General features: G+C 67.9%; 14 protein-coding genes and 1 tRNA gene. 9 read left to right on the top strand and 6 right to left on the bottom strand.

Going from position 1 to position 20,001, the window contains the following annotated elements:
• The first annotated feature begins 2 nt into the window (after nt 1–2).
• The 4 genes from fabI (at nt 3) to ABS767_RS01970 (ending at nt 2,862) form a co-directional block, all read left to right on the top strand.
• Nucleotides 3–806 (top strand): enoyl-ACP reductase FabI, encoded by an 804-nt coding sequence (gene fabI, locus ABS767_RS01985; protein ID WP_408076686.1) that lies wholly within the window; start codon nt 3–5, stop codon nt 804–806.
• The gene (locus ABS767_RS01980; protein WP_408076685.1) at nt 803–1,336 is read left to right on the top strand and encodes a GNAT family N-acetyltransferase; all 534 of its coding nucleotides are present in this window, start codon (nt 803–805) and stop codon (nt 1,334–1,336) included. The genes fabI and ABS767_RS01980 overlap by 4 nt, the downstream gene beginning before the upstream one ends.
• Before the next feature lie 68 nt (nt 1,337–1,404).
• Complete coding sequence (gene aroC, locus ABS767_RS01975) at nt 1,405–2,472, top strand: chorismate synthase (protein ID WP_408076684.1); 1,068 nt, start codon at nt 1,405–1,407, stop codon at nt 2,470–2,472.
• Nucleotides 2,473–2,601: 129 nt separating this feature from the next.
• The gene (locus ABS767_RS01970) at nt 2,602–2,862 is read left to right on the top strand and encodes a hypothetical protein (RefSeq protein ID WP_408076683.1); all 261 of its coding nucleotides are present in this window, start codon (nt 2,602–2,604) and stop codon (nt 2,860–2,862) included.
• A 42-nt stretch (nt 2,863–2,904) separates the two neighbouring features.
• Here the strand turns inward: ABS767_RS01970 and ABS767_RS01965 are convergent, their stop codons facing one another.
• Both ABS767_RS01965 and ABS767_RS01960 read right to left on the bottom strand, forming a co-directional pair.
• Nucleotides 2,905–4,194, bottom strand: coding sequence for an adenylosuccinate synthase (locus ABS767_RS01965; protein ID WP_408076682.1), 1,290 nt, complete (start codon nt 4,192–4,194; stop codon nt 2,905–2,907).
• Nucleotides 4,195–4,310: 116 nt separating this feature from the next.
• Nucleotides 4,311–7,685: a PAS domain-containing protein gene (locus tag ABS767_RS01960; protein WP_408076681.1), complete on the bottom strand. Its 3,375-nt coding sequence runs from the start codon at nt 7,683–7,685 to the stop codon at nt 4,311–4,313.
• Between the two features lie 107 nt (nt 7,686–7,792).
• Between ABS767_RS01960 and ABS767_RS01955 the strand changes: the two genes are divergently transcribed.
• Both ABS767_RS01955 and ABS767_RS01950 read left to right on the top strand, forming a co-directional pair.
• Nucleotides 7,793–8,797 (top strand): fumarylacetoacetate hydrolase family protein, encoded by a 1,005-nt coding sequence (locus ABS767_RS01955; RefSeq protein ID WP_408076680.1) that lies wholly within the window; start codon nt 7,793–7,795, stop codon nt 8,795–8,797.
• Nucleotides 8,798–8,803: 6 nt separating this feature from the next.
• Nucleotides 8,804–9,427 (top strand): SOS response-associated peptidase family protein, encoded by a 624-nt coding sequence (locus tag ABS767_RS01950; protein WP_408076679.1) that lies wholly within the window; start codon nt 8,804–8,806, stop codon nt 9,425–9,427.
• On the opposite strand, the gene ABS767_RS01945 is transcribed toward ABS767_RS01950, so the two are convergent.
• From ABS767_RS01945 to ABS767_RS01935, 3 genes are read right to left on the bottom strand one after another with little or no spacing between them, the layout of a single operon-like run.
• On the bottom strand, nt 9,405–12,758 hold the full coding sequence (locus tag ABS767_RS01945; protein WP_408076678.1) for an error-prone DNA polymerase: 3,354 nt from the start codon (nt 12,756–12,758) through the stop codon (nt 9,405–9,407). The two genes, ABS767_RS01950 and ABS767_RS01945, sit on opposite strands and share 23 nt — an antisense overlap.
• Entirely contained in the window at nt 12,755–14,812 is a 2,058-nt protein-coding gene (locus ABS767_RS01940) for a DUF6504 family protein (protein ID WP_408076677.1), read from the bottom strand. The genes ABS767_RS01945 and ABS767_RS01940 overlap by 4 nt, the downstream gene beginning before the upstream one ends.
• On the bottom strand, nt 14,718–15,476 hold the full coding sequence (locus ABS767_RS01935) for an ImuA family protein (protein WP_408076676.1): 759 nt from the start codon (nt 15,474–15,476) through the stop codon (nt 14,718–14,720). Before ABS767_RS01935 ends, ABS767_RS01940 begins: the two co-directional genes overlap by 95 nt.
• Nucleotides 15,477–15,604: 128 nt before the next feature.
• On the opposite strand from ABS767_RS01935, the gene ABS767_RS01930 reads away from it, so the two are divergent.
• On the top strand, nt 15,605–17,761 hold the full coding sequence (locus ABS767_RS01930; RefSeq protein ID WP_408076675.1) for a M3 family metallopeptidase: 2,157 nt from the start codon (nt 15,605–15,607) through the stop codon (nt 17,759–17,761).
• A gap of 137 nt (nt 17,762–17,898) precedes the next feature.
• On the opposite strand, the gene ABS767_RS01925 is transcribed toward ABS767_RS01930, so the two are convergent.
• Nucleotides 17,899–17,972: transfer RNA gene (locus tag ABS767_RS01925), tRNA-Gln, on the bottom strand.
• Nucleotides 17,973–18,142: 170 nt separating this feature from the next.
• On the opposite strand from ABS767_RS01925, the gene ABS767_RS01920 reads away from it, so the two are divergent.
• On the top strand, nt 18,143–19,201 hold the full coding sequence (locus tag ABS767_RS01920) for a Ppx/GppA phosphatase family protein (RefSeq protein ID WP_408076674.1): 1,059 nt from the start codon (nt 18,143–18,145) through the stop codon (nt 19,199–19,201).
• A 10-nt stretch (nt 19,202–19,211) separates the two neighbouring features.
• On the top strand, nt 19,212–19,895 hold the full coding sequence (locus ABS767_RS01915; protein WP_408076673.1) for an RlmE family RNA methyltransferase: 684 nt from the start codon (nt 19,212–19,214) through the stop codon (nt 19,893–19,895).
• Nucleotides 19,896–20,001: the final 106 nt, after the last annotated feature.

The raw sequence follows: 20,001 nt of genomic DNA, 5'->3' as shown, positions 1-20,001 counted from the left end.
AAGTGACCGGATTGATGCAGGGGAAGCGCGGGCTGATCATGGGGCTCGCCAACGATCGCTCGCTTGCCTGGGGAATTGCCAAGAAGCTGCGCGAGCAGGGCGCGGAACTGGCGTTCAGCTATCAGGGCGAAGCGCTCGAGCGTCGCGTGCGCCCGCTCGCACAGGAATTGGGCAGCGATTTCCTGATCGAATGCGACGTCAGCGACATGACCGAGCTCGACAAGACTTTCGATACGCTGGCGGAGCGCTGGCCGACGATCGATTTCGTCGTCCATGCCATCGGCTTTTCCGACAAGAACGAGCTGCGCGGCGGCTATGTCGACACTAGCCTCGACAACTTCCTGATGACGATGAACATCAGCGTCTATTCCTTCGTCGCCGTGGCGAAGCGGGCGAGCGCGATGATGCCCAATGGCGGATCGCTGCTGACGCTCAGCTATTACGGCGCGGAAAAGGTCATTCCGCACTATAACGTCATGGGCGTGGCCAAGGCTGCGCTGGAGACGAGCGTCCAGTATCTCGCGGTCGATCTTGGCCGCGACAATATCCGCGTCAACGCGATCAGTGCCGGGCCGATCAAGACGCTTGCGGCATCGGGCATCGGCGACTTCCGCCTGATCCTCAAGTGGAACGAGCTGAATGCGCCGCTTAAGCGCAACGTGACGATCGAGGATGTCGGCGGCGCCGGCCTCTATCTTCTCTCCGACCTCGCCTCGGGCGTGACTGGCGAGACGCATCATGTCGATGCCGGCTATCATGTCATCGGGATGAAGGCGGAAGACGCCCCGGATATCGCGCTGGCGTGACGATCGCCATCCGTCCTGCGACCGGCGGCGACGTCGCGGCGATCGACGCGCTGCTGCGGCGCAGCTTTCCGGCGGCGGATGAGGCGCTGCTGGTCCAGCGCTTGTGCATCGCTGGGGACATGGTGCTGACCCTTGTCGCCGACGATGAGGAGACCGGCGCGCTTGCGGGCATGGTCGCGTTCAGCCGCATGGACGTGCGCGTCAATGAAGTCCCTCTCGCTGCCGTCGCGCTTGCCCCCGTGGCGGTCGAGGCGACGTATCGGCAGCAGGGCGTGGCGGAAGCGCTGATCGCCGCCGGGCACCGGCATCTTGGCGATGCCGGCTATCTGCTCAGCTTCGTGCTCGGCGACCCGGCCTATTATGGCCGCTTCGGCTATGCCGCCGATCTCGCGCGCGGGTTCGACTCGCCCTATGCTGGCGACTATCTGATGGCGCTGGCATTGCAGGACGGGAAGCTGCCCTGCGGTGTGCGCGGCGCGGCGCGTCATGCGGGGGCGTTCGCGGCGTTGGGGGAAGTGGCGGAGGCATAGCGGGCATTGCCCGGCCCAGCGCCCTTCTTGCTTTCAAATTCCGGGCGTTTGGGCGAGGAGATGGCGCCATGAGCTTCAACACCTTCGGCCGCGTGCTGCGCTTCACCACATTCGGCGAAAGCCACGGTCCCGCGATCGGCGCGGTGGTCGACGGCTGCCCTCCGGGGCTCGAACTGTCCGAAGGCGATATCCAGCCCTTCCTCGACAAGCGCCGCCCCGGCCAGTCGCGCTTCACCACCCAGCGGCAGGAGCCGGACCAGGTCCGCATCCTGTCCGGCGTGTTCGAGGGGCGAACCACCGGCACGCCGATCGGCCTGCTGATCGACAATGTCGACCAGCGCTCGAAGGACTATTCGGAAGTGGCTGCAGCCTATCGCCCCGGCCATGCCGACTATGCCTATGACGCCAAATACGGATTTCGCGACTATCGCGGCGGCGGGCGCTCTTCGGCACGCGAGACGGCGATGCGCGTCGCGGCCGGCGCTGTGGCGAGGCTGGTGATCCCGGAAGTGACGATCACCGCCTGGGTCGAGGCGATTGGCGGCGACGCGATCGACTATGCGAAATTCGACGCGGGCGAGATCGGCAACAACCCGTTCTTCTGCCCCGATCCCGACGCCGCCGTACGCTGGGAGGCGCTGGTCGACGACGCGCGCAAGGCGGGATCGTCGCTCGGCGCGGTGATCGCGTGCGAGGCGGCCGGGGTGCCGCCAGGCTGGGGCGCGCCGCTCTATGCCAAGCTCGACAGCGAGCTCGCCAGCGCCATGATGAGCATCAATGCGGTCAAGGGCGTCGAAATCGGCGACGGCTTCGCCGCGGCTGCCCTGTCGGGTGAGGCCAATGCCGATGCGATGCGGCCCGGCGCCAACGGCCCCGAATTTCTCGCCAACCACGCCGGCGGGATCGCGGGCGGCATCTCTACCGGCCAGCCGGTGCGCGTCCGCATCGCGTTCAAGCCGACCAGCTCGATCCTCACCCCGGTCGCGACGATCACGCGGACTGGCGAGGCGAGCGAGATCCGTACCAAGGGGCGCCACGATCCCTGTGTCGGCATTCGGGGTGTTCCTGTGGTCGAAGCGATGATGGCGCTGGTGCTCGCCGACCAGAAACTGCTCCACCGCGCGCAATGCGGCTGATCGCTCCGGCGCGGATGTGCGCCGTCTGAAGGGCGGAGCGCACCGATTGGGGGACGAGGCGAGGAACGATGTTGCTCCCGGACCGGCGTGGCGCGCGTTCAGTTCGCGCCATGTAACGAGGAGTATCCCATGCGCCACAAAACGCTGTTCAGCCTGATCGCCCTGTGCGGGTCGACCGCCGCCGTCGCTGCGATCGGCACGCCCCAGGCTGCACCCCCGCTGCAGAACGACATGGCCAACGAGGCGACGCCGGCGCCGGATGATATGACCGCGCCCGAGACGATGTCGAACACCACCGATGTCGAGCCGAGCATGGAGCCGGCGGAACCCGCGGATCCGACCGCCGACGGCACCGAAACCCCGCCGGAGCCCAACGCCACTGGCTATTGATCGGCAGGTCCCGGGCGTGGCGGCGCCGCGCCCGGGATCGACTCAGTCGGCAAACGGATCGCGAACGAGGATCGTGTCGTCGCGCTCCGGGCTGGTCGAAACCAGCGCCACCGGGCAGCCGATCAACTCTTCGATGCGCCGGATATATTTGATCGCTTGCGCCGGCAATTGCGCCCAGCTGCGCGCGCCCGCGGTCGACTCGCTCCAGCCCTCGAATTCCTCGTAGACCGCCACTGCGCGCGCCTGATCCTGGGGGCTGGGGGGCAGATAATCGTAATGCGTGTCGCCGACCGTATAGCCGGTGCAAATGCGCAGGCTCTCCATCCCGTCGAGAATGTCGAGCTTGGTCAGCGCGATGCCGGTGACGCCGCTCAGCGCGACCGACTGGCGCACCAGAACCGCGTCGAACCAGCCGCAGCGGCGCTTGCGCCCGGTGACCACGCCGAACTCGCGCCCGCGCGTGCCGAGCAGCTCGCCGATGTCATTGTCCTGCTCGCTGGGGAAGGGGCCGGAGCCGACGCGCGTCGTATACGCCTTGACGATCCCCAGCACGAAGCCGACCGACCCTGGGCCGAGGCCGGAGCCGGACGCCGCCGCGCCGCTCACCGTGTTCGACGAGGTGACGAACGGATAGGTGCCGTGATCGATATCGAGCAACGCGCCCTGTGCACCCTCGAACAGGATGCGCTTGCCGGCTTGCTTGGCGCCGTTGAGCGTCAGCCACACCGGCGCGGAATAGGGCAGAACCGACGGCGCGATGTCGCGCAGCTCGGCGATCAGTGCATCGCGATCGATCGGCGGCTGGCCGAACCCGGCGCGCAGCGCATCGTGATGCGCGCACAGGCGATCGAGCTGCGGTCCCAGATCGTCGAGATGCGCAAGGTCGCACACGCGGATAGCGCGGCGGCCGACCTTGTCCTCGTACGCCGGGCCGATGCCGCGGCGGGTGGTGCCGATCTTGCCCGCGCCCGACGCATCCTCGCGCAGCGCGTCGAGATCGCGGTGGAAGGGGAGGATCAGCGGCGCGGTCTCGGCGACCTGCAGCGTTTCCGGCGTGATCGCGACGCCCTGTTCGCGCAGCCGCGCCATCTCGTCGCGGAAATGCCAGGGATCGAATACCACGCCATTGCCGATCAGCGACAGCGTGCCGCGCACCAGCCCAGAGGGGAGCAGCGACAGCTTGTACACCTTGTCGCCGACGACCAGCGTGTGTCCGGCATTGTGCCCGCCCTGAAAGCGGACCACCAGATCGGCGCGGCTGGCGAGCCAGTCCACGATCTTGCCCTTGCCCTCATCGCCCCATTGGGCGCCGATCACCGCGACGTTCGCCAAGTTTTCCGATCCTTTTCGGCCAGTGTCGTATCAGGTGTCGGTTCAGCACAATCTGAACACGACCATGCGCGCGGCTCCCCTAGAGCGGGCAAGGCGCCACGTCCAGCGCGGTCCGGTCAGGTGTCGAGCGCAGCGCGTACCCGGACCGCCAGCGCCTCGACCCCAAACGGCTTGGGAAGCAGCGGCGCGCCGCCGGAGGTCGCGCTGTCGATGAGGGTTTGATCGGGTGTATAGCCGCTCGTGTAGAGCACCTTGAGCTGCGGCTTGTGTTCCCGCGCGACGCGCGCCAGTTCGTCGCCATTCATGTCCGGCATCATCACATCGGTGAACAGCAGCGAGATCCGCTGATCGCGCTCGATCACTCTCAGCGCCTCGATCGCGTCGCGCGCCTGCAGCACCGTATAGCCCAGTTCGCGCAGCGCCTCGACCGAATAGGTGCGAACGCGCTCCTCGTCCTCCACCACCAGGATCACCTCGTCGCGCGACCCATGCGGGACCGACGCACCGCCTGGCGATGCGGGCGCCTCGAGCGTCGCGTTGTGCCGGGGCAGGAGCAGCCGCACCCGCGTTCCCTGGCCCGGCGCGCTGTCGATGGCGACATGTCCGCCAGACTGGCGCGCGAAGCCGAAAGCCTGGCTGAGCCCCAGCCCCGTGCCCTTGCCCACACCCTTGGTCGTGAAGAACGGATCGAAGGCGCGTGCCACGGTTTCGGGCGACATGCCCGATCCGGTGTCGGCGACGGTCAGCGCCACATAATGGCCAGCCTCCAGCCCGATCTCCGCGGCGCCCTGTGCGTCGAGGACGCGGTTTTCGGTCTCGATCGTCAACAGTCCGCCGCCGGGCATCGCATCGCGCGCGTTGACCGAAAGGTTGAGGATGACGTTTTCGAGCAGGCTGGGATCCACCAGCGCGAGATGCAGGCCGGATTGGAGCCGCGTCTCGACCGTCACATCCTCGCCCAGGGTCCGGATCAGCAGGTCGATCATCCCGCCGACCAGCGCGTTGACGTCCACCGGCACGGGGGCGAGCGGCTGCTGTCGCGCGAAGCCGAGCAGCCGCTGGGTCAGCGCCGCCGCGCGCGTCGCGCCGTCCTTGGCCGCCACGATGTAGCGCTCGAGGTCGGTCGAGCCCTGCGAGATGCGTCGCTCCAATATGTCGAGCGCGCCGATCACCACAGCCAGCATATTGTTGAAATCATGCGCGATGCCGCCGGTGAGCTGGCCGATCGCTTCCATCTTCTGCGCCTGACGCAGCCGTTCCTCGGCGGTCATCAGCTGGCGGGTGCGATCCTCGACAGCCTGTTCCAGTTCCTCGCGCGACCGGGCGAGCACTTCGCGCGCATCGACGATATCCTGGATATCGGTGCAGGTGCCGAACCAGCGGGTGATCGCACCATCCTCGCCGCGCACCGGCTGCGCCCGGCCCAGTACCCAGCGGTAGACGCCGTCATGATGCCGCAGGCGATATTCGATGTGATAGGGGTCCCCGGTGGCCAAGCAGTGGCGCCACTGCGCCCAGGCACGTTCCTGATCGTCCGGATGGAACATGTCGTTCCATCCCGCGCCATCGGTGGAACCATAGGGGACGCCGGTAAATTCGTACCAGCGGTCGTTATAATAGTCGTGATAGCCGTCGGGCAGGGTCGACCAGACCATCGGGTCGATCGAATTGGCGATGGCGCGAAACTTCTCTTCGCTGTCGCGCAGCGCGGTGACCGCCACCGCGCGCTCGACCGCGTCCCACGCGGATTGCGCGACGGCTTCGATCAGCGCCACTTCCTCGCGCCGCCACTCGCGCGCACCGGCCTGGTTTGCGTAGAGGCTGGCGACCCACGCGCCGCCGCGCATCAACGGCACGCCCACGGCAGAGGGGGAGTGCCGCGCGAGCCCCGTTCCGGCATACGCACCGTCGCCGGATGAGTCGGCGACCACGACCGTGCGGCCCTCGCGATATGCCTCGCTGGCCGGACCCAGCTCCTCGACCGCAATGCTGCCCGTCAGGACCGGAAGCGCGTCGCTCGCAACACAGGGGCCGAACTGGATCTGGCCATCGGAGTCGATGCGGTAGAAGCCGACCCGATCGATCTGAAGCCGCTTGGACAGCGCTTCCGCACTCAACTGCATGATCGCTTCGGGCGAATCGAGCGCGCGCTGACGATCCGCCAGATCGTGGACGAACGTTTGATCCGCCGTCGCGGCCTTGAGGTCTGCAGCGGCGCGGCGCGCGGCCTCTTCGGCCAGATGCCGCTCGGTGACGTCCACGCTGACCCCGGGGAAGCGCACGGGCCGCCCCTCCGCGTCATAGTTGCACCGGCCCTGGGCATTGACCCAGCGCGTGCGGCCCTGGGGGTCGATCAGCCGATATTCGCAGGAGAAGCGGTCGCCGCTGCGCATCGCCTGGTCGATCTGCGCCCTGACGCGATCGATATCGTCGGGATGAACGGAATTGAAGAACAGCTCGATCGGTCCGCCCCGTTCGGCGATCGCGGGATTCACCCCGTACAGACGGGCAAAGCGGCTGTCGGCGCGCACCAGCCCCGACAGCAGGTCCCAGTCCCAGGTGCCGACCCCGTTCGATGCGTTGAGCGCGAGTTGAAGCCGCTCCTCGCTCTGCCGCAGCCGGGCCTCGGCCATGGCGCGTTCGGTCACGTCGTTCGCCTCGACGAAGATCGCGGTGGTGACCCCGTTCGCATCCTTGATCGGCTGATAGACGAAGTCGAGGAGCCGTTCCTCGCTACGGTCCCCGCGCATCAACGTGACCGGCGTCCCGGTCGCGCGGAACGGCTCGCCGGTCTCGAACACCTGGTCGAGCAGCGCGACGAATCCCTGTTCGACGACTTCCGGGAGGGCCTCGGCCACGCTCTTGCCGAGCAGGGGGCGGTGGCCGACCAGTTCGGAATAGGGCGGGTTGGCCATCTCGAAGACGTGGGTGGGCCCGTGGAGCAGTGCGACGGCGCCCGGAGCCTGCTGGAACAGCTCGCGCAGCCCTTCCACCTCGGCGAGCCTGGCGCGCTGGGCAATGACGGTTCGCGTCGTCTCGTTGCCCTGGTTCAGAATCCCGCAGACGGCGCCATATTCGTCGCGAATCGGCGTGAAGCTGTAATTCCAGTAGGTCTCATGAATGCGGCCACCGCGCCGCATGTCGAGCCGCTGGTCATAGGTCGCAAATCCCTCGCCGGTCGCGAGCACGGTTTCGAACTGCGGCCCGACGATGTCCCAGATTTCCGGAAACACCTGCTCCCCGCGCTGACCCAGCGCGTGCGGGTGGCGTTCGGCGGGGATCGGCGCCCAGGCGTCATTGTAGAACAGATGCAGGTCCCGGCCCCAGTAGATGGCCGTCGGAAACTGAGAACTCATGCAGATGCCGAGCGCGAAGCGCAGCGGCTGGGGCCAGCCTTCGGGCGCGCCCAGCGGATGATCCGTCCAGTCGAAATCCCGGATGCGACGGCCCATCTCGCCGCCATGCTCCAGGAATCGAAGCTCGGAATACATGCGTTCTGCGTTGCGGGTTGCGTCCCCGCCTGTCAATGCAGGCCGGGTAATGTGTCGGACGAAATCGGCCCGTCAGCTGGCCGTTCGTCAGAAGCAGGAGAGAGATCGTGAAACTCGCCAGTCTGAAACAGGGCCGTGACGGCCGCCTCGTCGTCGTATCCAGCGATCTGGCCTGGTATGCCGATGCGGGGCATATCGTGCCGACGCTGCAGGCCGCGCTCGACGACTGGGACCGGGTCGAGGGCGATCTGCGCAACCTTGCCACCGATCTCGACCATGAAGTGATCCCGCGTGAGCGGTTCCACGAGCGTGACGCCGCCGCGCCGCTGCCGCGGGCCTATCAATGGGCCGACGGGTCGGCCTATGTGAACCATGTCGCGCTGGTGCGGCAGGCGCGCGGCGCCGAGATGCCCGAGACCTTCTGGCACGATCCGCTGATGTACCAGGGCGGCAGCGACGGATTCCTTGGGCCGCGCGACCCGATCCCGCTCGCCGACGAAAGCTGGGGCTGCGACCTCGAGGCCGAAGTGGTGGTGGTGACCGGCGACGTGCCGCTCGGCGCGAGCCGCGAGGACGCGCTGGCGGCGGTGCGGCTGGTCGGCCTCACCAACGATGTGTCGCTGCGCAACCTCATTCCCGGCGAACTGGCCAAGGGCTTCGGCTTCTTCCAGTCCAAGCCGGCAAGCGCCTTTTCGCCGGTGTTCGTGACCCCCGATGCGCTCGGCGACTGGTGGCGGGACGGCAAGCTGCACCGCAAGCTGATGGTCGATTTGAACGGCGCACCTTTCGGCCGGGCCGAGGCGGGGGAGGACATGACCTTCGACTTCGGCACGCTGATCGCGCACGCGGCAAAGACTCGTGCGCTCGGCGCCGGCACGATCATCGGGTCGGGCACCGTGTCGAACCGCGACGCCGATGGCGGGCCGGGCAAGCCGATCGCGCAGGGCGGGGTCGGCTATTCGTGCCTCGCTGAAGTGCGCACGGTCGAGACGATCCGCGACGGCAAGGCGAGCACCCCCTTCCTCAAGGCCGGCGACACCGTCCGCATCTGGGCCGAGGACGACAAGCACCATCCGATCTTCGGCACGATCGAGCAGACCGTCGAAGGCTGATCGCAGATGTGCAACGAGCAGGCGCGACGGGTCGCGTTGGGCCTGTTGCGTGACGACATCAACGATCTGCGCATCCCGATCCATTTTCCCGAGGGGCTGCCCAATCTCGAGCCGACGGACAGCATCCGGATCACCGACCGCAACGTCATTCTCCGCGCCGCGCCGAGTGGCGGCGCGGAACTGGTGGTGCGGCGGTGGAGCTGGCCCGGATCGCATGGCAAGCCGGTCTATAATTTCCGTTCGGAGGGGCGGCGGTTCGAAAAGGGCCGCTGCCTGATCGTCGCGGATGCCTTTTACGAGTTCAGCGAGGGCGAGCCGGATGCGTCCGGAAGGCGGCCGAAGCGCAAGCGCAAATGGCGGTTCGAGAAGCGTGGCGAGCCATGGTTCGCGATCGCCGGGATCTGGCGTAACCATGCCGAGGTCGGCGAAGCCTATACGATGCTGACGATCGCGCCCGGTGCGGACGTCGCACCCTATCACGCGCGCCAGGTGGCGGTGATCGAGCGCCGCGACTTTGCCGAATGGCTGGCTCTGGATGCGCGGCCCGAACATCTGTTGCAACCACCCCCACCCGGGACGTTCGACGTCAGCGAAGTCACCGAAAGGCCTAGTGAAAATCTCTTGATTTGACCGGGATCGCCTCGCGCTCGCGCCAGTGATTGCTGTCATAGGGCTGCGGCCAGCCGGGCGCGCGGCGGTCCTGCGGGCGCGGCTCCCAGCCGGGCTTGCGGTCGCGCGGGTCGATCGTGCCGCCATGCGTCGCGCCGTCGCCTGGCATCGTCATGCGCGGCAGGTCGAGATCGCCGATATCGCGGAGCATGGCCGTGAGGTCGATGATCTCCTCGGCCACGACATGGATGACGATCCCCTCGCGCTGCACCTTGCCGCGGATCGCCAGCATCGTCGCCGCCATCACCGTGCGGCGATGCGCCTCGAACCGGTCGGACCACAGCACGGCGTTGGCGATCCCTGTTTCGTCCTCCAGCGTCACGAACACCACCCCCTTGGCGCTGCCGGGGCGCTGGCGGACGAGGATCAGTCCGGCGACCTGCACGCGCGCGCCGTCCTTCATGGAGGTCAGATCGCCGCACGGGCGGATGCCGCGCGCCGCCAGCGCGCCGCGCAGAAAGGCGAGCGGGTGGGCGCGCAGCGACAGCTGGGTCGCGCGATAATCCTCCACCACCTCGCGCCCTTCGCTCAGCGGGTCGAGCGCGACCGGCGCCTCGACGCTCTCGGCCACCGTGTGCCCCTCGCGCAGGTCGGCGGCGGCGAACAGGTCGAGCGGCGCCTGTCCCAGCGCCTTGATCGCCCATAGCGCCTGCCGCCGGTCGAACCCCAGCGACGCAAAGGCATCGGCGCGCGCCAGCCGTTCGAGCGCGGCGGGCTTCACCCGCGAGCGGCGCCACGCATCCTCGATCGACACGAACGGCCCGCCGCGCCGCGCGGTTAGGATCGCCTGCGCGTCTGCCTGCGCGAGCCCATGCACGACGCGCATGCCCAGCCGCAGCGGCATGATCCCGGCCCAGTCCGCATCGCTGCCCCAATATGCGGCGTGCCGCGGGCGTCGGTTCGGCGCGTCGATCATCGCGCTGTCCCAGTCGCTGGCGTTGATGCAGACCGGATGCACCTCGACACCGTGCGCGCGCGCGTCGCGGACGATCTGTGCCGGGGCGTAGAACCCCATCGGCTGCGCGTTGAGCAGTGCGCAGCAGAAGATATCGGGATGATGGCATTTCATCCACGACGAGGCATAGGCGATCTTCGCGAAGCTCGCCGCATGGCTCTCGGGAAAGCCGTAATTGCTGAAGCCGCGGATTTGCTCGACCAGCCGCTCGGCGAAGTCGCGCGGGATACCCCGTTCCAGCATCCCGTCGATCAGCTTGTCCCCGAATTCGCCGATCCCACCGGTTGACTTGAACGTCGCCATCGCACGGCGCAGCCGGTCCGCCTCGCTCGGGCTGAACCCTGCGCCGACGATCGCCACCTGCATCGCCTGTTCCTGAAACAGCGGCACGCCCAGCGTCTTTTCCAGCACCGTCCGCAGCGCGGGCGAGGGATAGTCGACCAGTGCCGGATTCTCGCGTCGCTTGAGATAGGGGTGCACCATGTTCCCCTGGATCGGCCCCGGCCGCACGATCGCGACCTGGATCGCGATGTCGTAGAAATTGACCGGCTTCATCCGCGGCAGCATCGACATCTGCGCGCGGCTTTCGATCTGGAACACGCCGAGCGTATCGGCCTGGCGGATCATCGCGAAGGTCGTCGGGTCGTCCTCCTGCATCACGGGCGACGCGAGCGTCAGATGCGTGCGCTTGTGCGCCGAGAGCAGGTCGAACGCGCGGCGCATGCAGCCGAGCATGCCAAGGCCGAGGATATCGACCTTCATGAAGCCGAGATATTCGAGGTCGACCTTCTCCCACTCGATGACATGGCGGTCGACCATCGCCGCAGGCTCGACGGGGACGAGGTCGTGCAACCGGTCGCGCGTCAGCACGAACCCGCCGGGATGCTGCGACAGATGCCGCGGCGTCCCGATCAGCTCGCGCGCGAGGGACAGCGTGAGCGCCAGCCGATGGTCGGTCGCATCGAGGTTGAGCGCGGCGACATGCTCGTCCGGCACCCCCTCGTTCGACCAGCCCCATACCTGGCTCGCCAGCGCGCCGGTCAGGTCCTCGGGCAGGCCCAGCGCCTTGCCCACCTCACGCACCGCGCCGCGCGTGCGAAAGCGGCTGACCACCGCGGTCAGCGCGGCATGGTCGCGGCCATAGCTGTCATAGATCCACTGGATCACCTCCTCGCGCCGCTCATGCTCGAAATCGACGTCGATATCGGGCGGCTCCTTGCGCTCGGTGCTGATGAAGCGCTCGAACAACAGGCTGTGCTTGACCGGATCGATCGAGGTGATGCCGAGCGCGAAGCAGATCACCGAATTGGCCGCGCTCCCGCGCCCCTGGCACAGGATCTGCTGGCTGATCGCGAACTGGACGATCGAATTGACGGTGAGGAAATAGGGCGCATAGCCCATCTGTTCGACCAGCTCGAGCTCGTGCTCGAGCAAGTCGAGATGCGCCTGGGACGGCTTGCCGCCGAAGCGCTGCCTGAGCCCGTTGGTGGCGAGTACGCGCAGTGCCTGCTGCGCCGACTGGCCGGGCAGCACCTCCTCCTCGGGATATTGGTGGCTGAGATCGCGGAGCGAAAAGGTACAGCGTTCGGCGATCGCGGCGCTGGCCCGGATCGCATCGGGCCAGCGCACGAATCGGCGCGCGATCTGGTCCGGGGACTTGAGGTGGCGGTCCACGCTACGCTCGCGCCGCAGGCCGAGATCGTCGATGGTGCAGCCCTCGCGGATCGCGGTGACCACGTCCTGCAGGATGCGCCGGTCGGGATGATGATAAAGCACATCGCCGGTCGCCAGCGGGGTCAGGCCGTGCCGCAGTGCATCGGCATGGGTGGCGTGCAAGCGTGCGGCTTCGCCGGGTCGGCGCATGGGAACCATGCAGACATGGCCGCGCGTGCCGAACAGGTCGGCCATCCAGGCGAAATCCCCGGCTTCGTCCCGCGGGACCAAGGCGCCGACCAGACCGTCGCAATGCGCGGCGACATCCTCCCAATACAAAAAGCATTGCCCCTTTTCGCCGCGCTGTGCATCGGCGCGCGACTTGCCCAGGGTGAGCAGGCGGGTGAGGCGGCTCCACGCCGCGCGATCCTCCGGCCACACCAGCAGCGACGCGCCGTCGACCAGATCGAGGCGGCAGCCATAGACCGGGCGGATTGCGACGCCCTGTTTGGCCAGTTCGTCGCAGGCGAACAGCGCCTGCACCACGCCGCCCAGCGAATTGCGATCGGTGATGCCGAGCGCGCCATAGCCCATCAGCGCGGCATGCGCGTACAGCTCCTGCGGCGAGGACGCGCCGCGCAGGAACGAGAAATGCGTGGTCACCTGAAGCTCGGTGTAGCTCATCCGAACAGGCCGTGGAGATACCAGCTCAAGTCGCCGGTCGCGCCGCGCTCGCCATCGCCGCGGCGGAACAACCAGTAACGATGCCCGCCCGCATCCTCGACGCGGAAATAGTCGCGGATCGCGTTGGTTTCGGCGGAACGGCGCCACCATTCGCCAGCGATCCGCTCGGGTCCGTCCGCGCGCACGACATGCACCGTGCGGCCGCGCCAGGTGAAGCGGCGCGGCGGCTGGTCGGGCAGTTCGGCGAGGACATGGTCGAGGCGTTCGGGCCGCGCGAGCAGCCGCGCCGGACGCGGCCAGTCGGGGCGCCACGGGTCGGGCGGCGCGGCGCGGTCGAGCTGGCGGACATCGTCGCGCTTGCGCCGTTCGCCGCCGCGCTCGGGCGGGCCGAGCACGCCATCGCGCGCGACGCTGCGCTCGGGCACGTCGCTTTCGACCGGGCGCAGCCGCCACAGCCGGCGCGGACCGATGCGCGTCGCGATCGTGTCGGCGAGCGGGGCGAGGTCGGGCTTGGCTTCCTCATCCAGCCGCTCGTCGAACGGCTGCGCGGACAGCGGCTCGGCGCGGCGGACATGCAGCGTGATCGCGTCGATGCCATAGCCCGGCTCGATCGTCTCGATCCGCCGCGCGATCAGCCGCAACAGGTGCAGCGGGTCGCGGCTCGCGCGGGCAAGGCCGATGCGGATGCGCTGCGGCACCCCGTCGACGCGATCGGCGACCAGCTCGACCGCGCGTGCGCCCCAGCCTTCCGCTTCCAGCGCTGCGCAGAGTTCGGGCACCAGCGCGCCGAGCCAGTGCGCAATCCCCTCGGCCGTCGCGACCGGTTCGACGAAGTGGCGCTGCACCGCCACCGGTTCGTGCGGGACCACGGGATCGAGCGGCTCGGGCAGCGTGCCGAGCGCCTGTTCGAGCCGCGTCACCAGCGCCGCGCCGAAGCGACGGGCGAGCGGCGCGCGCGGCATCGCGGCCAACTGGCCGATGCGGGTGACGCCGAGACGGTGGAGCAATTCGATCGCCGCGGCATCGACGCGCAGCGCGGCGATGGGGAGGGGGGCGAGCGCATCGGCATGCTGGGCTGGCGGGCAGACAAGGACGCCATCCCCGCTTTCGCTGGGGCGGCGGGTGAAGAAAAAATGCGCCAGCGCCCAAGCCGCGCCGGGCGTATCTGCGATCGCGATCTGCGCGCGATGGCCGCGCCGCGCGAGCAATCGCACGATCCGCCGCGCCATCCGCGCTTCGCCGCCGTGCAGGTGCGCGACGCCGGTCAGGTCGATCAGCAGCGTAGCATCGTCAGCGACCGCGACGCTCGGCGCCCATCGCCGTGCAGCCAGCAGCGCGAGGGCGTGAAGCGCGGCGCGATCGCCCTCGGGGTCGGCGGGGCGAACGTCGAGTCCCGGCACCTGCGCCCGCGCCTGCGTCACCGCCATGCCAGGGGCAATGCCCAGCGCGCGGGCGGCGGGACAGGCGGCGGCGACCAGCACGCGATTGCCGGTGCGGATGGAGGTGACTCGAGGGACCAATTCTTCCCCGAGCTGGCTCGTGGAGGGGGACCGCGCCCGCAGGGCGGGGTGGAGGGGCCGCCGCATAGCAGCGGTTACCGGACTCCTCGCATTCCGCACCTGCGGCGCGGCCCCTCCACCATCGCTGCGCGACGGTCCCCCTCCCCGAGCAATCTCGGGGAGGAATTTGGGCGCAGGCGGCTTGCCCGCCGGAATCTGACTGCGCACCTCGTCCGACTGCATCGGCCGGAACGGGTTGCCCGCGGCTTCGTCGCGCCGCCCCAGCTCGCGGATCGACGGGCGCTGGTGCGCGGGCAACGCGGCGATCTGGCGCTCGCGTTCTTCCCGCGCCCAGCGCGCGCCGGGCCGCCAGCCGCCGCCGCGCGGGACCGAGCAGGCAACCTCCTGTTCGGCCACCGCGCCTGCACGCAGTGCCATCGCATCGGCCACAGCGCCGGGGTCAGGCGGCGGCGCGGTCTGTGCGCGTGTCCGCTCCGCCTGCGCCAGCCGTTCGATCGGCCAGTCGGGCAGGTAGAGCGCAGCGACCCGTTTCATCGCACGCCTCCACTAGAATCTCGAAAGGATCGCCCCCCTTTTGTCGTGCCAGCTCAAGCTGCCAGCGCGCGCGTCCCACCCCCTCGACCGGCAGCGGGGAGGACGGGGCACAGCCCACCCGCCAGCGCGTCACCGCCGCAGACGGCGCGCCGAGCGGGTCGCCGCCCTGGCGCGGATGGCGCTTCATCAGCAGCGCGACGGTGCGCCCGCCCTCGGCCGCGAGCTGCAGACGCCGCGTCGCGGGCATCGCCACGCGGCGCGCCTCGCCCACCACCGCGCCGAGCCCGCGATGGCGCAGCCCTTCCTCCATGATCGCCAGCAGCTCGGCATCGTCCGACGCCTCGGCATAGAGCACGCGCTTTGGCGCCAGTCCCGCCTGGTACAGGCCGGGGGCGAACAGATCGCGGCGGCGCACCACCCACAGCACCGGACCCCAGGCGCGCGCCGCGATCCCCGCGACGAACAATGTCGCGGCAGCATCGTCTGTGAGATCGGGGGTTGCCGCCGCCACTTCGTGCAATGCATCGAGCCGCAGCCCGCCATCGGCCAGCCGCGCGTCCATTCGCTGCATGCCGAACGGCAGCACCGGGCGGCGGCGAAAGCCGCTTCCCTCGATGCCGCGCAGCGTTTCTCGCAGCTGGCTGATGACGGCGGGATCGGCCATGATCCGACTAAAGACTCCGACTCGTGAAATTTGTTCCTATTTTGTTCCTGTCGTTCGTCGAGTCAAGCTTGCCAAGCAGTGCTCACCGCGTATCATCCCGCTATCACACCAACTCCCAGGGGAATTTGATGAAGCCCGTTTCCGGCGCGATCCTGCTTGCCACCGCCTCTCTTCTCGCCGTGCTGCCCGCCGCGGCACAGACGCCCGCCGCCACGCCTGCCACCACTGCACCGGATCCTGCCCCCATGCTCGACAAATGGCCCGGCCCGTTCGAGGGCGTTCCCCAGTGGGACAAGATCAAGCCCGCCATGTTCCCGGCGGCATTCGAGAAGGGGATGGCCGAGGCGCGCGCACAATTCGCCGCGATCCGCGACAATCCCGCCGCACCCACCTTCGCCAACACGATCGAAGCAGGCCAGAAGACGACCAATTCGCTGGCCCGCGTGTTCCCGGTCTGGGGCGTCTATACCAGCAATCTCGCCAGTCCCGAGGTTCAGAAGATCGCGGCCGAATGGAGCCCGAAGCTGTCGGCCTTCTTCACTGAGATGAGCCTCGACCCCAAGATGTTCCAGCGGGTCAAGACGCTGTACGACAAGCGCGAGACGCTCGGCCTCAATGCCCAGCAGATGCGTCTGCTCGAGCGCGAATATCGCGATTACGTGACCTCGGGCGCGCTGCTCGACGCGGCGCAGAAGGCCGAGGTCAAGCGGATCAACGGCGAACTCGCCAAGCTCTATACCGAGTTCAGCCGCAAGGTGCTGGCGGACGAGGAGACCGCGATCATCATCGACAATGAGGCCGATCTCGCCGGCCTGCCCGACAGCTTCAAGGCAAGCCTTGCCGAGGAGGCCAAGGCACGCGGACAGGCGGGCAAATGGGCGGTCAAGAACACCCGCTCGTCGATGCAGCCTTTCCTGATGTACGCGACCAACCGCCCGCTGCGCGAAAAGGTGTACAAGGCCTATATCAACCGCGGCGACAATGGCGACGCGAACGATACCAATGCCACGATCGCGCAGATCCTGAAGCTGCGCCAGGAGCGCGCCAAGGTGCTCGGCTTCAAGACCCACGCCCATTACCGCATGGACGATACGATGGCGGAGACGCCGGAGAATGCGACCAAGCTGATGATGTCGGTCTGGCCCGCGGCGGTCGCGCGGGTAAAGCAGGAAGTCGCCGACATGCAGGCGCTCGCCGATGCCGAGGCGAAGGCGGGCAAGGGTCCCAAGATCACGATCGAGGGCTGGGACTATCGCTATTATGCGGAAAAGGTCCGCAAGGCGAAGTACGACCTCGATGAGAGCGAGGTGAAGCCGTATCTCGAGCTCAACAACATGGTCAACGCCATGTTCTATGCCGCCGGGCGGCTCTACGATCTCGAGTTCAAGGAAAATACCGGGGCGATCCCGGTGTTCCACCCCGATGTCCGCACCTTCGAGGTGAAGCGCAAGGATGAGACGGTCGGGATCTTCTATCTCGACAATTTCGCCCGCGCCGGCAAGCGCTCGGGCGCGTGGGCGACCAGCTATCGCAGCCGCTCGGGCCTGCGCGGCGACAAGATCGTGCTGGCGTCGAATAACAACAATTTCACCAAGGGCGGTACCGGCGAGCCGACGCTGATCAGCATCGACGATGCCTCGACGCTGTTCCACGAATTCGGGCATGCGCTGCACAGCCTGCTCAGCCAGGTCTATTATCCGGGCCTGGCCGGCACGCCGCGCGACTTCGTGGAATATCCCAGCCAGGTGAACGAGAACTGGCTGCTGACGCCCGACGTGCTCAACCGCTATGCCAAGCACTACAAGACCGGCGAGGTGATCCCGGCGGCGCTGGTCGAGAAGATCGAGAAGGCGGCGACGTTCAACCAGGGCTTCGACACGGTCGAGTATCTCTCGTCCGCGATCGTCGACATGCAGCTGCACAATCGCGAGACGCCGGTGACCGATCCCGACGCGTTCGAGCGCGACACGCTGGCATCGCTCGGCATGCCCAAGGAGATCGTGATGCGGCACCGCCTGCCGCAGTTCAACCACCTCTTCTCCTCCGACGCCTATTCGGCCGGCTATTATTCCTACCTCTGGTCGGAGACGATGGACGCCGACACCTGGGCCGCGTTCGAGGAAACCGGCAATGTCTGGGACAAGGCGACGGCGGACAAGTTCCGCACCGTCCTGCTCGAAACCGGCAACGAGACCGACCGCAAGGAAGCCTATAAGGCGTTCCGCGGCCGCGATCCGGACGTGAAGGCGCTGTTCGAGCGCCGCGGCTTCCCGACCGGGGAGTGAGGATTAGCGCCGTCCGCTCTACCAGGCGGGCGGCGCATCCGCGGATGACGGCCGACGGGCACGCATAACGCGGCTGCCGGACCGTCGGCCTATGTTGATTTATTCTGGATCGCGCCGCGTGATCGCTGGCGAAAGATTGGATGCCCCGCGTGGATTCGAACCACGATTGACGGAGTCAGAGTCCGTAGTCTTACCATTAGACGACAGGGCATCACTGACAGGCGGGCGCATCTAGGCGGGCAGCCGCGTCGGGTCAATAGGGTAGTGATCCGTAGTGCGCCGGGCGGATCGCTTGCCCCCGCCAACCCCTTGCGCTAGCGTCTTGTTCAAGCACCGGCGTCCTATTTCGGACGTGACGGAAGAACATAAGTGAGTTGTTGCATGGGGGAAGGCTCCGCCAGGATGCCGCGCCCGCCGGCCAAAGGCCCGGCCCGCCCGGCCCCACAATCTGCTCCGCCCGTGGCGCGTGCGCGCTGGCCGGAGGCGCGCCATTACGCGGCGCTCGACCTTGGAACCAATAATTGCCGGTTGCTGATCGCGCGGCCGAACGGGTCTGGCTTCACCGTGGTCGATGCCTTTTCGCGCATCGTTCGTCTCGGCGAGGGGCTGGCGTCCAGCGGGCGGCTGTCCGATGCGGCGATCGACCGTACCATCGCCGCACTGCGCATCTGTGCCGACAAATTGCGCCGCCGCAATGTCGCGCTGTCGCGATCGGTTGCGACCGAGGCCTGTCGTCAGGCGGCAAATGGCGCCGAGTTCATCCAGCGGGTCTATCGCGAGACCGGGATCGTCCTCGACATCATCACCGCGGAGGAGGAGGCGCGGCTCGCGGTGCTCGGCTGCCACGCGCTGCTCGAGCCGGGGGACGGCCCCGCGCTGGTGTTCGATATCGGCGGCGGGTCGACCGAGCTCGTGATGGTCGATTCGACCGGCCCGCAACCGCGCATCCTCGACTGGCACAGCGCACCCTGGGGCGTGGTGTCGCTGACCGAGGCGCGGGGCCTGACCGGCGATCAGGACGAAGCCGCGCGCACCGCGGCCTATCGCCGGATGCGCGAAGCGGTGGCGGACGCGTTCGCGCCCTTCGTCGCGCGGCTTCCCGCTATCTCGGGAACGCCACGGCTGCTCGGCACCAGCGGCACGGTGACTACGCTCGCCAGCGTCCATCTTGGCCTGTCGTCCTACGATCGGTCCGCGGTGGACGGGTTGATCGTGCCGTCGGCATCGATGCGCGCGGTGAGCCGGCGGATCGCCGAACTCGATCTTGCCGGTCGCTCGGCGATCCCGTGTATCGGGGCGGAGCGGGCCGACCTGGTGGTGGCGGGTTGCGCAATTCTGGAGACGATCATGGATATCTGGCCCGCGCAGCGGCTCGGCATTGCCGACCGCGGCATCCGCGAGGGCATCCTGCGCCGCATGATGAACGGACAGGTAGAATGAGGATGGCACAATGAGCAGGGGCGGAACGCGCGGCCATGTTCGCGTGCGTACCGGGCGCGGGCGCACCAGCCAGTCGGTGCGCTGGCTCGAGCGGCAGCTCAACGATCCTTATGTCAAGAAGGCCAAGGCGGAGGGCTATCGCAGCCGTGCCGCGTACAAGCTGATCGAGCTCGACGAGAAATTCGCGTTCCTGAAGGGATCGAAGCGGGTCGTCGATCTGGGGCTGGCGCCGGGCGGCTGGAGCCAGGTGGTGCGGCGCACCTGCCCCAAGGCGGCGGTGGTGGGCATCGACCTGCTGCCCGTCGATCCGATCGAGGGGGTCACGATCTTCCAGATGGACTTTATGCACGACGCTGCGCCCGATACGCTGATGGCGGCTCTGGGCGGTGCACCCGATCTGGTGATGTCGGACATGGCCGCCAATACCGTCGGCCACCCGCAGACCGACGCGCTGCGCACCATGGGACTGGTGGAAGCTGCATTCCAGTTCGCGATTGAGACGCTCGCGCCCGGCGGCACCTTCGTCAGCAAGGTCTTCGCGAGCGGCGGCGACGGCAAGTTCGTCGCCGAGATGAAGCGCAACTTCGCCACCGTGAAGCACGCCAAGCCCCCGTCGAGCCGCAAGGGTTCGGTCGAGTGGTTCGTGGTGGCGCAGGGGTTCAAGGGGCGGATCGAGGACGGCGAGGTCGAATAGGCCGAAGGCTTCGCCCGGCTTCCGAAATCGATATCTTCGCGACGCTGTCTCTGGACTCGACCATGAAGGGGCCGGTAGGTTCCCCGCTCCTGCTAGGGGGAGGGAC

This window comes from Sphingomonas plantiphila (assembly GCF_046000505.1).
GTDB lineage: Bacteria > Pseudomonadota > Alphaproteobacteria > Sphingomonadales > Sphingomonadaceae > Sphingomonas > Sphingomonas plantiphila.
This window is presented reverse-complemented; position numbering and strand designations above follow the sequence as displayed.